Origin of the sequence: Qipengyuania marisflavi, from assembly GCF_005884405.1 — a bacterium.
In the GTDB taxonomy this organism is placed as follows: Bacteria; Pseudomonadota; Alphaproteobacteria; order Sphingomonadales; family Sphingomonadaceae; genus Qipengyuania; species Qipengyuania marisflavi.
The window spans coordinates 251756-264970 of record NZ_VCAO01000003.1; the positions used below are offsets into that span (position 1 = coordinate 251756).

Annotated in this window: 13 protein-coding genes and 1 tRNA gene; 4 read left to right on the plus strand and 10 right to left on the minus strand. The window is 59.5% G+C overall.

The window, feature by feature from the left end:
- Window position 1 precedes the first annotated feature (1 nt).
- From FEV51_RS08255 to FEV51_RS08280, 6 genes are all read right to left on the minus strand, one after another.
- A complete protein-coding gene (locus tag FEV51_RS08255; RefSeq protein WP_138617779.1) occupies window positions 2–1117 on the minus strand; it encodes a phosphatase domain-containing protein in 1116 nt (371 codons plus the stop codon).
- A 58-nt stretch (window positions 1118–1175) separates the two neighbouring features.
- A complete protein-coding gene (locus FEV51_RS13470; RefSeq protein WP_138617781.1) occupies window positions 1176–3305 on the minus strand; it encodes a hypothetical protein in 2130 nt (709 codons plus the stop codon).
- Window positions 3306–3406: 101 nt separating this feature from the next.
- Entirely contained in the window at window positions 3407–3889 is a 483-nt protein-coding gene (locus FEV51_RS08265) for a DUF2141 domain-containing protein (RefSeq protein WP_246034499.1), read from the minus strand.
- Window positions 3853–4569, minus strand: coding sequence for a sterol desaturase family protein (locus tag FEV51_RS08270; RefSeq protein WP_138617786.1), 717 nt, complete (start codon window positions 4567–4569; stop codon window positions 3853–3855). The genes FEV51_RS08265 and FEV51_RS08270 overlap by 37 nt, the downstream gene beginning before the upstream one ends.
- A 46-nt stretch (window positions 4570–4615) precedes the next feature.
- Entirely contained in the window at window positions 4616–5098 is a 483-nt protein-coding gene (locus FEV51_RS08275) for an MmcB family DNA repair protein (protein ID WP_138617788.1), read from the minus strand.
- A 51-nt stretch (window positions 5099–5149) separates the two neighbouring features.
- Complete coding sequence (locus tag FEV51_RS08280; protein ID WP_138617790.1) at window positions 5150–5548, minus strand: hypothetical protein; 399 nt, start codon at window positions 5546–5548, stop codon at window positions 5150–5152.
- A 149-nt stretch (window positions 5549–5697) separates the two neighbouring features.
- Here FEV51_RS08280 and FEV51_RS08285 point away from each other — a divergent pair.
- A tRNA-Arg gene (locus FEV51_RS08285) sits at window positions 5698–5774 on the plus strand.
- Window positions 5775–6370: 596 nt separating this feature from the next.
- Here the strand turns inward: FEV51_RS08285 and FEV51_RS08290 are convergent.
- The gene (locus FEV51_RS08290) at window positions 6371–7621 is read right to left on the minus strand and encodes a phage integrase SAM-like domain-containing protein (protein ID WP_171033075.1); all 1251 of its coding nucleotides are present in this window, start codon (window positions 7619–7621) and stop codon (window positions 6371–6373) included.
- Between the two features lie 237 nt (window positions 7622–7858).
- Here FEV51_RS08290 and FEV51_RS13475 point away from each other — a divergent pair, with 237 nt between their 5' ends.
- A complete protein-coding gene (locus FEV51_RS13475; RefSeq protein WP_138617792.1) occupies window positions 7859–8422 on the plus strand; it encodes a helix-turn-helix domain-containing protein in 564 nt (187 codons plus the stop codon).
- Between the two features lie 194 nt (window positions 8423–8616).
- Here the strand turns inward: FEV51_RS13475 and FEV51_RS08300 are convergent, their stop codons facing one another.
- Window positions 8617–9660 (minus strand): LacI family DNA-binding transcriptional regulator, encoded by a 1044-nt coding sequence (locus FEV51_RS08300; RefSeq protein WP_138618214.1) that lies wholly within the window; start codon window positions 9658–9660, stop codon window positions 8617–8619.
- Window positions 9661–10347: 687 nt separating this feature from the next.
- Between FEV51_RS08300 and FEV51_RS08310 the strand changes: the two genes are divergently transcribed.
- Together FEV51_RS08310 and FEV51_RS08315 are read left to right on the plus strand one after the other, a co-directional pair.
- The gene (locus FEV51_RS08310; RefSeq protein WP_138617796.1) at window positions 10348–11292 is read left to right on the plus strand and encodes an IS1595 family transposase; all 945 of its coding nucleotides are present in this window, start codon (window positions 10348–10350) and stop codon (window positions 11290–11292) included.
- Complete coding sequence (locus tag FEV51_RS08315; RefSeq protein WP_222927447.1) at window positions 11285–12310, plus strand: BstA C-terminal domain-containing protein; 1026 nt, start codon at window positions 11285–11287, stop codon at window positions 12308–12310. The genes FEV51_RS08310 and FEV51_RS08315 overlap by 8 nt, the downstream gene beginning before the upstream one ends.
- On the opposite strand, the gene FEV51_RS08320 is transcribed toward FEV51_RS08315, so the two are convergent.
- The gene (locus FEV51_RS08320; RefSeq protein ID WP_138617798.1) at window positions 12307–12663 is read right to left on the minus strand and encodes a DUF2207 domain-containing protein; all 357 of its coding nucleotides are present in this window, start codon (window positions 12661–12663) and stop codon (window positions 12307–12309) included. The two genes, FEV51_RS08315 and FEV51_RS08320, sit on opposite strands and share 4 nt — an antisense overlap.
- A 52-nt stretch (window positions 12664–12715) precedes the next feature.
- The gene (locus tag FEV51_RS08325) at window positions 12716–13180 is read right to left on the minus strand and encodes a Panacea domain-containing protein (protein ID WP_138617800.1); all 465 of its coding nucleotides are present in this window, start codon (window positions 13178–13180) and stop codon (window positions 12716–12718) included.
- Between the last annotated feature and the right edge of the window lie 35 nt (window positions 13181–13215).

The following is a 13215-nucleotide window of genomic DNA, read 5'->3' on the forward strand; positions in this document are numbered from 1 at the left end:
GTCATGTTGCAGGCTTGTCGGGCGTTTGGGCGGGTTTGTCGACGGCTTCGACAATGGCTTCTGCTTCATCGTCGCCCAGCAGGCCCATCGAGGCCAGAAAATCGTGCCCTTCGGAATAACCCTCGCCCAGCCACAGCGGGACCTTGGCCTGTTCGATGGCGGCTTTGGCGGCTTCCTCCTCGACACTGCTGGCCGCGCCCAGCTTGCGGATAAACACCGCGCGAATCCGCGAGGGATCAGCCACAACGATTTCGCCAAACGCCACCAGATCGCCTTGCGAATCGTCACCAATCAGCGCGAATTTTAGGTCGGGGTAATGCGCCAGCAGGCCCGTGATCGCCGCCCGCTTGTGCGCGCCGTGGCTGGCACTGCCGAAGGTTGCGCGGTTGAGCCCCCAATCGCGCAGCAACACCGGACCCAGCGGCAGGCCGCGTCCGCCGATATAAGCGACGAGATAGGAAAACAGGTTCCATGGGCTGGATGAGACATAGAAAAACGGCCGCGAGGTCGCCTGCTGGCGGTCACCCGCATGGGCATCATCATGGCTCTGCACCGCGCCGCCGCCCAGCGCCTGATAAAACAGGTCTGCGCCGGGAACCAGCAGCCGTTCCTCCGGCATTTCCAGCAAGATACGCCGCCAATTGCGCATCACCGCGCGGAAATTTCCGGTAATGCCGGTTTCGACAATGGTATCGTCAATGTCGGAAATGACCGCAAGCTGCGTGGCTGTGCCCGGTGCAAGCACATGCCCTTCGGCGCAATGTTCGCCCTCTTCATTGTGCCAGTGGAACAGCACGGTTTCCCATGCTGGATCCACCGCATAATCCCATTCAGGGTCAAGGCGGATATCGAAATGGACGAAGCCTTCCTTGTCGCTCAGCCCCTGATGCTGGTGGCTGACCCCGCCGGGCCGCGCGATTTCGAGAGTGACGGGCAGGCCCGCAACCTCGTGGCTGGCAAATTGCGCCACCATGGTGCGAAAGGCCCGCCAGCGACCGCTTTTGGCAAAGGTGTTTTCGCGCGACCGCAGCGCGCGCGCAGTGATGACCAGCCGGTCACGATTGCGATAGCCGAGATAGGGCTGGATACGGACGGGCGCGGTGGGAAATAGTGGCATAGCCCCGCGCTAGCGAAGCATGTGGCAAGGTGCCAAGCCTTTCGCGCAGATTATCGCGTCAGCCGAGCAGTTTGCGCGCGGCCCGCTCGATCAGCGGCACATCCTCGGGCACTTCGCCCAGCACCACCAGCTCACCATCGGCAGTGCGATGAACCATGACCAGCGCGAATTCGGCGCCATCATCTTCGACATCGGCGAAAGACAAAGGCTCAAGCTTGCGCAGCTTTTTCGCCAGCGCGGCACGGACGGAATTGACCTCCTGAGCCGGCTTGCCCTGTTCCTCGCGGCGGGCGCGGCGTTCGGCCTGGACCACACCTTTCAGCCCGCCTTCGGCGCTGCGAAGGAATTGCGACAGCTCGCCGCGCGCAACTTGCAGGCGGTGGGCATGGGTCAGCACGGCGGCATATTCGGTCAGCCGGGTCTTGTCGTAATCGGCACCGAAGACCAGCTTGACCACCGGCGTCATCGGCGCGCGGTCCTGAACGGTCAGGCCATTGTCGGCGATCAGTTCAGCGAATTCGTCGCGGTTTTCCTCGGCTTCAAGGCTGAAGTCATAGGCGCGGCCCACGGCGGCATAGAGCGTCTTGCGGCTGCGATCTTCGGTCGTCAGCGCAGCATGCGCCATCTCGCGTGCTGCGGCGAGGCAGTCGTACAGGCCTTCGGGTGAAGGTTCGGCCAGCAGCGGAGCGATGTCGGCGGCTGCGATGGCTTCCAGCGGCTGGGGTTCTGGCACCACCTGAGCGGGGACAGGGGCTTCGGCGACGGGTTCGGGCTGCGCCTCGACTGGCGGCTCGGGTTCGAACACTGGCTCTGCTTCAAGCTCAGGCTCGGGCATGATTTCAACCGCGTCCTCGGCGACCGATCCGACCGGCTCTTCAGCTTCGACCTCGGGTCCGCCGGCATATTCGCTGGGATCGATAAACGGCGGTTCGCCGCTTTCGCTCTCGTTCTCATAAGGTTCGGGCACAGGCGCCGCCGGTTCGATCCGCGATAGATCGACAGACCGCTTGGTGCGCATTCCCCGGCTGACCAGTGAAACTAGGCTGCTTTCGGAATCTTCATCGGCGAGCGGGTCGACCAGATCGTCCACATCTTCGCCCTCGGGCTCTTCGTCCCAATCGGGCAGGCCGTAATCGGCGGCGGTTTTCATGCCGCTGTCGTAATCGTCGAGCGATTCGTATTCGCCGCCATGCTCTTCACCGGCACCGGGATGGGCGCCAATCGGATTGCCCAGCGCGTCCAGACCGCGCGTGCCGACGCGCGGCGGTGCGGGCGTCCATTCAGCGGCTGAGCCATCGTCGTAATCTTCGTCATCCTCGTCCAGCGTGGCCGCCAGCGGGGGCGTTTCGTCATCATCCTGTCCGAATGCGGGCAGCGGCAGCGCGCCTTCCGGCGTATCGTCGACCATCTGGGCATTGCCAAGGTCGAACACGGTGTTGTCAGCGTCTTCGGGTCCAGTGAATTCGGCGGCGGCTTCGGCGGTAACTTCGGGCATCGCTTCAGCCTCCTGGCTTACGGCTTCACTCGTTTCGGTCAGCGTTTCGGCGGTTTCGAGCGGGCGTTCGGTGTCTTCGCCAATCTCGTCATTCACACCCAGCGACTGGTCGATTTCGAGCAGCAGCTCGTCGGCGGTCTGCTGGTCGGCCATTTCCTTCCAGTTGATTACGCCATAAATGAAGTCGATCGTCTCGTTATCCGAGGAATAGGGCAGCAGGATCCCGCGATAGAGCACGGTCAGCCCGGCATCGTTGACGAACTCCGCCTCGAATCCGATCGGCGCCTGATTCGCCAGGATTTGCATGTAATGATCGGTGATTCGGCTGAGCACCGAACGGCTGGGTACGTCTGATAGGCGCACCAGTTGATTGCCGCCGCCGCATTCCTGCGCCAGCTCGGCCCCGACAAAGCGGACCTCGGCATCTTCGACGCCCACAGTGAAATCGAGCAGCACCGAATAGGGACCGAAATCGTCCAGCTGTTCGGGCTCAAGATCTTCGATACTGGGAAAATTGCGGTCGCCCAGCAGGCCCGCCCAATGATTGTAAGCGCGCACCTGCATGCGCCGTTCGTCCTGCCCGACGGGCGAGGGCGGATGATCGAGCGCGGAATCATCCTCGCCGATATCGTCCTCGTAATCGAGATGGTCGTCCGCGTCGTGCGAGCCAAAATAGCCGCCAAGCCTGTCCATCGCTGTTTAAGCCCCCGAAGTTGCGTTGCGCATTCACAAGGCTTGTGGGGGAGCGTAGTAAACATCCGGTTAAAATCGTTAACCAAGGATGTCGGGGCAGATCAGAGCAGATAGCGCATCCTGATACTGAAGTGCTGGTCAGCAGTGCCAATGTCGACTGCGGCCTCGGAGAATTTGGGCGGCCCCATGCGCACGCGCGCATCGCGGGAGAAGCCAAACCCTTCCTTTGGCATGAATCCCAGCGCCATATCGGCTTTGCCATTGCCGTTTTCATCATGCAGCAAAGCGATGGCGTACCGGCCCGGTTTGACGCCGGTGAATCGCAGTGTGACCGTCTTGCCCGCCGCGCTGACGGTTGTGCCCAGCACCTCGGCGGGGTTGTCACAGCGCGGGAACTGGCTCTCGGCCGATGTCATGCAGGCCTGCACCAGCCCCTTGGCACTGCGCAGATCGGTGGCGGTAACGGTGACAGTTGCGCCCTCTTGTGGCGCGCTCGCTCCTGTCAGCCCGGCAGCCAGCGGCAACAGCAGCAGCGCCGCAGTGCGGCTCAGGCGTTGGCGCTCAGGCCCTTGTCGGTGCCGCACAGGCGATCCCAATGGCGGAAATACAGTCCGTAATTGCATTTGTACTCTTCATGATGACGCTGATGATGGCTTGCTGTTATCAGCCAGCCCCCTAACCGGGAGTGAACCAGCCTGCGGGGAAACATTTCCCACCCCATGTGATTGGTCACACCCATTACGGTCATGATCACTAATACCACACCCAGCATGGCGACATGGATCGGGATCACGAACACCAGCGCGGGGATCACCACGGCCCCGGTCAGTGCCTCGATCGGGTGAAAGCTCATCGCTGCCCATGCGGTGGGCGGGCGGCTGGCGTGATGCACAGCGTGGGCAATGCGGAATGGGCGGGGCCGATGCATCCAGCGGTGCGTCCAGTAAAACCACGCGTCATGCGCCAGCAGGTACAGCAATGGGGCAAGCGGCAGATACCACAGCGGATAGCTGTCCCAATCGCTGTAAACCTGTGTCCAGCCGCGGTGCTGCCAGCCCCAGGCCACCACCCCTGCAGGAACGCCGTAAATCGCAGCCGAGGCCAGTGACCAGCCAATTTCGCGCCGCATCTGCGGGCCAAGCTTGGCATAAAACCCCGGCAGCCGCCGCGCGGTGATCCACGCGAACAGCGCGCTCGCCGCCAGATAGCGCAGCGCGACAATCACAGTCATCGCGAGCGCGGAAAGAGCAATCGCAGTCAACATCGCAGGCGCTTATGCCGCAGCTTCGCGGGCGATGACAGAGCGCAGGTTAACTCTCCTGCCCCCAGGGCGCGCAGTGTGGATCGGCGGCCACGGTCATCCGGCGCAGCGCGGCGCGGGCCAGCCGCTCAACCTCCACCTTGCGGCGCGCGGCGCTGAGCGGGTGGAGCGGTGCGGGGCGCAGGATTTCGCCGTCATATTCATCGGCAACAATAATGCCGCAGCAATCAGGCTTGTGGCTGTCCCCTTCCAGCGGGCTGCGATCCATTCCGGGCGGAACACCCCAGTAAAACCGGTCACAATAGTCCAGATAATCGGGCCATTTCCCATCGCCCAGCAAATCGCCGCGCTGGACCTTGATTTCGACAATGATCACCCGCCCCTTGGCGTCCACGCCCATCAGATCGGCGCGCCGTCCATTGCGCAGCGGCATTTCGGATAGGCACCAGATATCATTGCGCGCAAACAGCCGGGCAATACCGCGCGCCACCTGCGCGGCGGTGCAATCGGAGATTAATTGTGAATCGCTCATGCCCCAGAAATGGAACAGAGCGCGAACAAGGTCAAGCGCAAGCTGGCTGGATCAATCCTGCACGGCGATGCTCAGGATCGCGGCGCGCGCGATGTGAAATTCGCGCCACAGCGTCAGCGCCGCCGCTGTGGTGTCGCGGCCGTCCGCTGTCAGCGCCAGCAAGGCGCGCAGGCCCGGCTGCATCACTGCGGCCAGATCGTCGATCCCACGTGCAACCATTTCATAATGCCAGCCGCCCAACTCCGCCGCCCGCAGCGGCAAGGATTGCACCGAATAGTCTGTATCCTCGCGGCTGAGCTGCGCCAGATGGCCAACCGCCGCCGCCGCTTCGTGAACCGCATCCCATTGACTGGCCAGCGCGCCGGCATCCGGGATCGGGTGCGGCCCCGGCTTGGCGGGTGGCAACATCGTCGCTTGCGACAGGTCGAATTCGTGGGACATCGCGCTCATGGGCGCAGAGTAACGCAGCCAGACTTGCCAAAACGCTAACGCCCGGCGCGAAAATGTTTGCGCGATCCCCCGCACATTCCCTTGCGCGATTTGCACTGGCGAGCAGTGGCACGCTTTGCTAAGCGCCCCGCTCGCCGCGAGGCCATGATGCACCCGTAGCTCAGCTGGATAGAGCGCTGCCCTCCGAAGGCAGAGGTCACAGGTTCGAATCCTGTCGGGTGCGCCAGCTTTTCCGCCATTTTTGCCCTATCGCCCGATTTTGCAGTCCGGTGTATCTCCGGTGAAATGGGTAGAACATTCGCGAATTTTCGCGTCGCCTAGGTAGCCGCGCGCGCCGAGCGCGCCGCACTAAGTCCGCTCTCGACCCATTTCGAGCGCAGCTCAATGCTGCTATCCTCGTCGCAATTGAGGTGGTGTTCGGAATGAATCAGTGAGCTTGTATCTCAAAACGCGAAAATGGGTTGATGCGCAGTGGAATGTACCGGGCAGTCGTCATCGTAAGCTGCTTGTAGTCTTGCCGTTCGTGCCAGCGTTGCTGACCCCAATCATCGGTAACTGGTGGTTCTGGCCATCCGTGGTATTTGGCCTTGCGTTCAACGCATTCGCTGCGTGGCGTGGCGTGCGCACGATGCGGGCATCGGCGATTAGCACCGATCGTCAATACGATGGCGACGGAAAGTTCAAACTTTCGAAGGAGTATCACTCAACCGAGAGTGCGACTGCGGCGTCCCGAAGGTCTCGGAAAGGTTAACCACCCCGCTGCCCGGAAGGCTCGCGAGCTACGCAGCCGTAATCTACGTCCGCTTCCCACCACAGGACCGGTCATCCGCCTTCCATTTTCGTGGCGGCGAATGCCAACGGAGCCAGCGAAATAATCTCGTCAATGATCTCTTCGGTGACCTTCAGCGCTAGTGGGAAATCGCCTGGCGTATCGATGCCGTAGAGGTCCGATGGGTCCGGACGGTGATGGCCCAGCATATACTTGCCTTCGATCCATGCGGTGCGGCCAAGGCGATCGCGGCCCAGCTGTGCCATGGACCGGCGGATCAGTTTCAATCCGGCCTCACGATCACCCGGGAGGCCGAGCGCGTCCTGCATTGCTTCGAACGCCTTCCGGACCGAAGCCACGGTTACGAAGAAGCCGTCGGTATCGTCCAACAGCGGTGCCACCTGACGGGCAATCGGAACCGTTGGACGATACTTGCGGGTCTGAGTGCGGCCCCGAGGATTGAGATTGAGCAACCGGCGCTTCGACTGCCACTGACCACGCTTACTGCTTGTCGATACGTCATGCGCTGCATCCGGGCGCGCCCACGTGGCTACGCTGATCTGGAGAAAGCGTAAAAGGTTACGACGGTCCGCGACTCGTTTCGCAAAGGTCTTGTCGCTTTCTCCATCCTTTCTGGGCGGCTCAGTGCAATAGCGGAACATATCAGCGAGCTCGGACACCGCCGCACGGTAGGTCGGAGTATGGCTTACCTCGGTGTGCTTCTTCGGTTTGAACTGGGCACCCTTTCGAATGTGCTCTTGCTTCTTTGCGTAATTGATCGCCGCCGCCAGCTGCCTGACACTCGCTTCGACAGTGCCGGGAGCACGTTCCCGTGTCGAACCGTTGCCCTCCTCGACAGGGATCAAGATATTCCATTCGCGGAAGTCCTCGATCCATTCTTCGTCCACCTCGTTACAGAGCGTTGCCAAGGAGTCGTTCTGCGTGAGATAATCCAGCACATGAGCGATCCGTGGCCGTATGGAGCTGATGCTTGGTTTGCTGTTTTTGGCAGCCAAGTATGCTTCGATGGCTTCGGTGAGCAGATAACTGTCGTCGGTCGTGATGGGTTGGCCACAAGCATAACATACGGCCCGCCCTTTTTCGTTTGCTAGGTAAAGCGCGTCGAGCTGCAGTTCAGCTACTTCAACATCCGCCGTGCCCGTCGACTTGCTGCGTTGACGTCCCGCGGCTCCGTCATACCAGACGATCTGGAGGTAGGGGGATCGGAGGGTGCCGTTGCGCTTCCGATCGTAGACGAGCTTATAGTCTCCCCGCTCGTAGAGGGGCTTATCCGTTTTGCGCATTCTAACCTCTGTTGTTTCGCGGCCTCGGCCTGGATGAGTTCGCCGACGCCAATCTCGTTGAGCCGGTCGAGCGCGACGGAATCGAGCCGAAGCCCTTTTCCCTTCTCGCTGTTTCTCGACCACTTCCGGGCGATCTCACTCAAAGACTGCTCCACGCTTCGCTCCTTTCCATTCGCACGGCATGCCGTTGCGCTTGGTTTTTAGGATTGATTAGGATTAGGCGTGCAAACTCGGACCATGCCGAAGAAAGGCCCACCCCGTTTCGCTCGTCGATCTCTTGATAAATCTGTTGGCTGTCGCGTCCGGAAGCACCGTGAAGCTTCAGGAATCAGCCGAAATGACCTAGCGGGTGACGCGGCTATTGCCCCCCACACGCTAGCGAGGATTGAGCGAGGCCATCAGCTGCCAACGGAAGACACGCTCCGTCGTATAGCAGGTGTCTTGAGAGTGTCGGTTGGTCTGCTAGCACCCAATTGGGCAGCCGATGATCGCGAACGGATCGTGTTGGGCACAGAGCATCTGGGTTTGGGGCTGCGTCAGATTAGGGTTGGAAGGTCTATCACTCTGACAGAAGCTGCCCGCGCTGCGGGCGTGAGTATTAGCACGTTCTCGAGATTCGAGAGGGGACTTCATGGGGAGGGGGAACTAGCAAAGCTGTATAAAGCCGAAGGTAGGATGACCGAGCGCCTGACGCTTGTTTCTGACCCGCTGGCGAAGTTGCTCGGCTACCGGTCTGCGGCTGATTTAACCGACGCATGCGAATGGATTGAGTTAGGTCAGGCCTCGGTCCCAAGCGAATGACCGCTAAGCGCCCCAATCCCGGTCATTCGGTCCTGCCATCTCGCATCCCGAAAGCCGCCATTTTAAAGGTGAAATAAGCCAGACACGTTTGGGACGAACAGCGAGGTCCTATTGTAAGCTTGCCTTGGTGCCTCTCCCTAGCTCATCGCGCAGAACGGCTCGACATGGCACTGGCCGCCTGACGTCGTGCGCTTCTAGGCAGTCTCTCTCGCGATAAGCGCAGGCGGCATCACGATACTTTCGGTGTCCTCGTCGGCCACGCGGCGCAGCAGGAGGTCGATCATGGCGCGAGCACCGACCGCGATGTCCTGCCGGACAGTGGTGAGTGCCGGCGTGGTTTGTCGGGCGATCGGGAGGTCATCGAACCCGACTAGCTTCATCTGTTTGGGCACATCGATGCCGAGCTGGCGCAACTCGCCTATGCAGGCGAGCGCCAGCAGGTCGGTGGCGGCGAACAACCCATCGAAGCGCCCCTTGGCTTTACGCATCAGCGCAGCGATCTCCGATGTCATGCCCGAGGTCGCGAGGTGCGCCGGCATCTCGGCGAGGTCGAGGCCGAACGCTTGCGCTACATGCCGAGCTCCGGCGAAGCGGGCGGCGAACTCGGGCGCATTTGTGTCGCCCACGAATGCAAGTCGTGTGGCGCCTGCGGCGATCAGCCGCTCCATGGCGAGCTTGCCGCCGAGCAGGTTGTCGGTCCCCACCACGCAGTGGCGCTGGCCCTCGCGGTGCTGGCCCCAAACGACCATCGGACGGTAGCGCTCGGCGATCTCCTCCAGCCGGTCGAACTGGTCCGACTGTCCGACCACGATAACACCGTCGATCATCCCCGATCCGATGAAGGGATCGAGCCAGTCCTCGTCCGCCGCAGGCACGACGCGGCGCAGCATGAGGTCGTATCCGCGCGCTGTCAGTTCGTCCGCCAAGTGGCCCAGCAGGGTGAGGAAGAACGTGTCCGAGACCTGTTGCTTCTGTTCGTGCCCCAGCGGGATGATGACGCCGATAACGCCGGTCTTCTGACGGCGCAGACGGCTCGCCATCTGGTTGGGGCGGAAGCCGTGCTCTCGCGCGATCGCCTCGATCTTCTCACGCGTCTTGGCATTAACGAGGCTCTTGCCCGCCAGCGCGCGAGAGACGGTGCCGGGCGAGACGCCGGCGAGCTTCGCCAGATCGGTGATGGTGCGCACGCGGTTTGATTCGACCTGGGCATCGTCGATTGGAGATCTCGCGTCGCACATCTCATCGGTGAATGTGTGGCCATATGCAGGCTCTATGAATGCCGACAAGCACGACTTGCTTTTCGACCTACGAGCCGCCTGCTTTGGGCTTGACAACCATGTGGGCAATCTTATCGTCGCCGTGTCGAAGAATCGACATCACATCTATTTGGGAAGGGAACGCTATGAGCTATATGACCAATACCGAATTTGCGCCAGCTGGTGGAATTCAAGAGCTGAGCTTCGACGAGGTAGGCCTTGTAGCTGGCGGCCCATTGCCTGCTCTGTTAGTTCCTGTGGTCGTCGCGGTCGTTGCGGGCGCTGCGGGGTATGTTACGGCCAGATCCACAGATGATTGCGTGACGACGACCACGACGCGAACGTCCACGAACGCCGCTGGGGAAACTGTTACCAGAACCACAACTAGAACTACGTGTTCGTAAATTAAATGACTGATTCTGCGTTTAAGTTTGAAACAATTGTAAAAGCAATAGTTTTAACTCTGCTTGCGTTTGCGAGTTTTTGGCTAGTTTATTATATTGTCTCTGTTAGTGAGACCTGTGAGATAACCAAGACCGAAACTCCTACCGCTAGTGGAAGTATTGCGACTACGGTCTCTATTTGCAATTAGGGCAACTTAAGGGACCTATATACCTAACTAGCCAGATTTAGCTTGACCTAGCCGCCCATTGTGGCTAGTTAGGTTTCATGAGCAACGCAAAAGACAAACCCGAAACCATCAGCCTCTACCAGTTTTTTGCGCGCATTCCTGATGAGGAAGCGGCTCGCAAGTATTTCGAAAACAACCGCTGGGGCGACGAAGCCTGTTGCGGTCACTGTGGCAGCACGAACGTTGCTGTGATCGAAAACCAGAAGCCAATGCCTTATCGCTGCCGCGATTGCCGGAAGCATTTCAGCGTCCGCACAGGCACAGTCTTGGCTGAGAGCCGCCTTGGCCTCCACAAGTGGCTCATGGCGATCTACATGATGACAACGGCCCGCAAGGGCATCCCCTCTACCCAGATGGCCCGCGAACTCGGCATTACCCAAAAGTCCGCATGGTTCCTTGCGCAGCGCATCCGTGAAACTTGGCTTTCAGGCCGCGATGAAGGCCCTATGGGCGATGATGTGCAGGTTGATGAGACTTACATCGGTGGCAAAGAGCGCAACAAGCACGCTTCCAAGAAGCTTCGCGCTGGTCGCGGCCCCGTCGGCAAGGTTGCAGTTCTCGGCATCCGCGACGAGAACGCGCAGGTCCGCGCCACTCCCATTGCTGATACGTCGGCACCGACCCTCAATGGCTATATCAAGGCGAATGTCGAACAGGGCGCTTTCGTGACCACTGACGAGCATGGCGGCTATCAGGGCCTCCGCTCGGAAGGCTACCGCCACTTCACCGTGAACCACTCCGCTGGCGAATACGTCCGCGATATGTGTATCCACACCAATGGCATCGAAAGCTTCTGGGCGCTACTCAAGCGCGGCCACTACGGTATCTACCACTTCATGAGCCAGAAGCACTTGCACCGCTACGTGAACGAATTTGCATTCCGCCAGAACACTGCGCAGGATGGCACCATGCTTTTCATCGACAAGACGATTGCCCGCATGGTCGGCAAGCGCCTCACCTACAAGGGCCTCATCAATGCCTGACAACAAAAAGACAATCGAACCCCTCGACGCTGGCTTTGACGAAGTGGCTCGAAAGATGATATCCCCCGCCACCCCTTTAATTAACAAAAACAAAGCTTTAGAAACAGTTTCCGGCCAATCGCCAGCCACCCCCAAACAGCTTAAATTGGACCTTGGGATTGAGGTCGAGCGCGTCGTTGGCGGCATCGAAATGGGCGTGCTTGAGAATGGAATTCCATATCTCACGCAGCGCGGTCTCGCAGAAATGACGGGAGCAGCGCGACGCAGTATCCAAGAGATCACTGAGGAATGGCAAGAGGCCCAGACGACAGACGTTTGGCGGGGCCGGATGCTCTACTTCCGCGACTACCTTTCAAAAGCCGATTTCGATGAACCGCGACTTTTTATCGAGATCACGAAAGACGGATCTCCGCACTATGCTTACCCCGACATGGTTTGCATGGCGATGGTGGAATACTTCGCATTTGAGGCGCAGCGCACCAACGAGACTGCCATCACCAATTTCCGCAATCTAGCCCGCTACGGCCTCCAAAAGTTCATCTACGACGCGCTTGGCTACGTTCCCGAAGACCCATGGAAGCTTTTCAACGCCCGCGTGTCGCTACTCAAGGACAGCGTTCCTGCCGGTTATTTCAGTGTGTTCAAAGAGAGCACTGGGCTGGTGGTGGACCTCATCAATGCGGGCCTACCAGTGAACCAGCACACCATCCCCGATGGTAGCGTGGGCGGCACCTGGGGGCGACACTGGACCGCTCAGAACCTTGCGGCAAAGTATGGCGAACGGATCGAATATCCGCATTATTATCCGCCAGAATATCCACAAAGCGCCAGCAATCCGCAAAAGGCAAACGCCTACCCAAATCAGGCTTGGCCGGAGTTCCAAGATTGGTTTCGTTCGGTTTACCTGCGCACGAAATACCCGCCCTACATTCTCAAGAAAGCCAAGATGCTGTCGGGCGGAGCCGATGAGGCCCGCCAACTTGCGGCAATGTATGAACAGAAAGCGATTGAAGGCTAATCCCGTTTGTTTCGAGCACCTACGAAAATTCCGGTCAATACCATCCCCACCAATCCGATGACCGTTACTGCGGTGCTACCAACCAAAAATTCAAGCACGCTGTCGGGTAGCGAGAACGCAATCCCTGCGAACCCGTGCATGATGAGCAAAAGCGCGACAATTCCAGCGTAGGCACACATAAAAATGAACGCCTTGTTGGCCATTGGCTCAATCAGGTCGTCCAGAATTTGAATGGTGCGAACGCGCTTCTGCGTCAGCTCAAGCTCGGCTTGTAATGCATCTTTTTCCGCGCCTACTTGGGATAGCGCGTTACGAAGGGTTTCTTCGCTGACAGCCGTATCACCCTTTGACATGACAACATCGTTTGGCGCGTTGTCGATATCATCGGGCGTAAGAGGCCGAGTGTCAGGTTCGTCCTGCAAGGGCTAATTCAGTAAAGTGTTGCTTGATATCGTCGTTCTTAAGAGCGGCATTCCGACCCATGCCAAAATAGGCGTTACTCCACGGTGTTCCTTCTTGATGGGTCATCCGGGAAAGATCATTGCCTGTGTAGGAGCCATACCGCTTCCAAACATGGCGGATTATTGCCTTTTCGGAACCCGACAACTCGGCCTTGAACGGCTTTCCTTCCGCCTTTCCTAGAAGTCCGCCCTTAGCGTTAAAGCCTAAATCACGCAGGTGGTTCCAGATTATGCGCAGTACGGGGCCGCCATCCCATGCCTCGATGCGATCCTCGACCAGCGGCTCCCCATTGATTGCGAGATTCCAGCCGTGTGCGATATAAACCAGCTTCTGCAACCACATCTGGTTAGCAGGGCCTTCCTTGAGTTTTAGAAACTCGTTCGCAATGGCGCGAGCATCGTATGGCATGAGGTTTCTCCGTTCCCTATATGGTCCATGTCGAG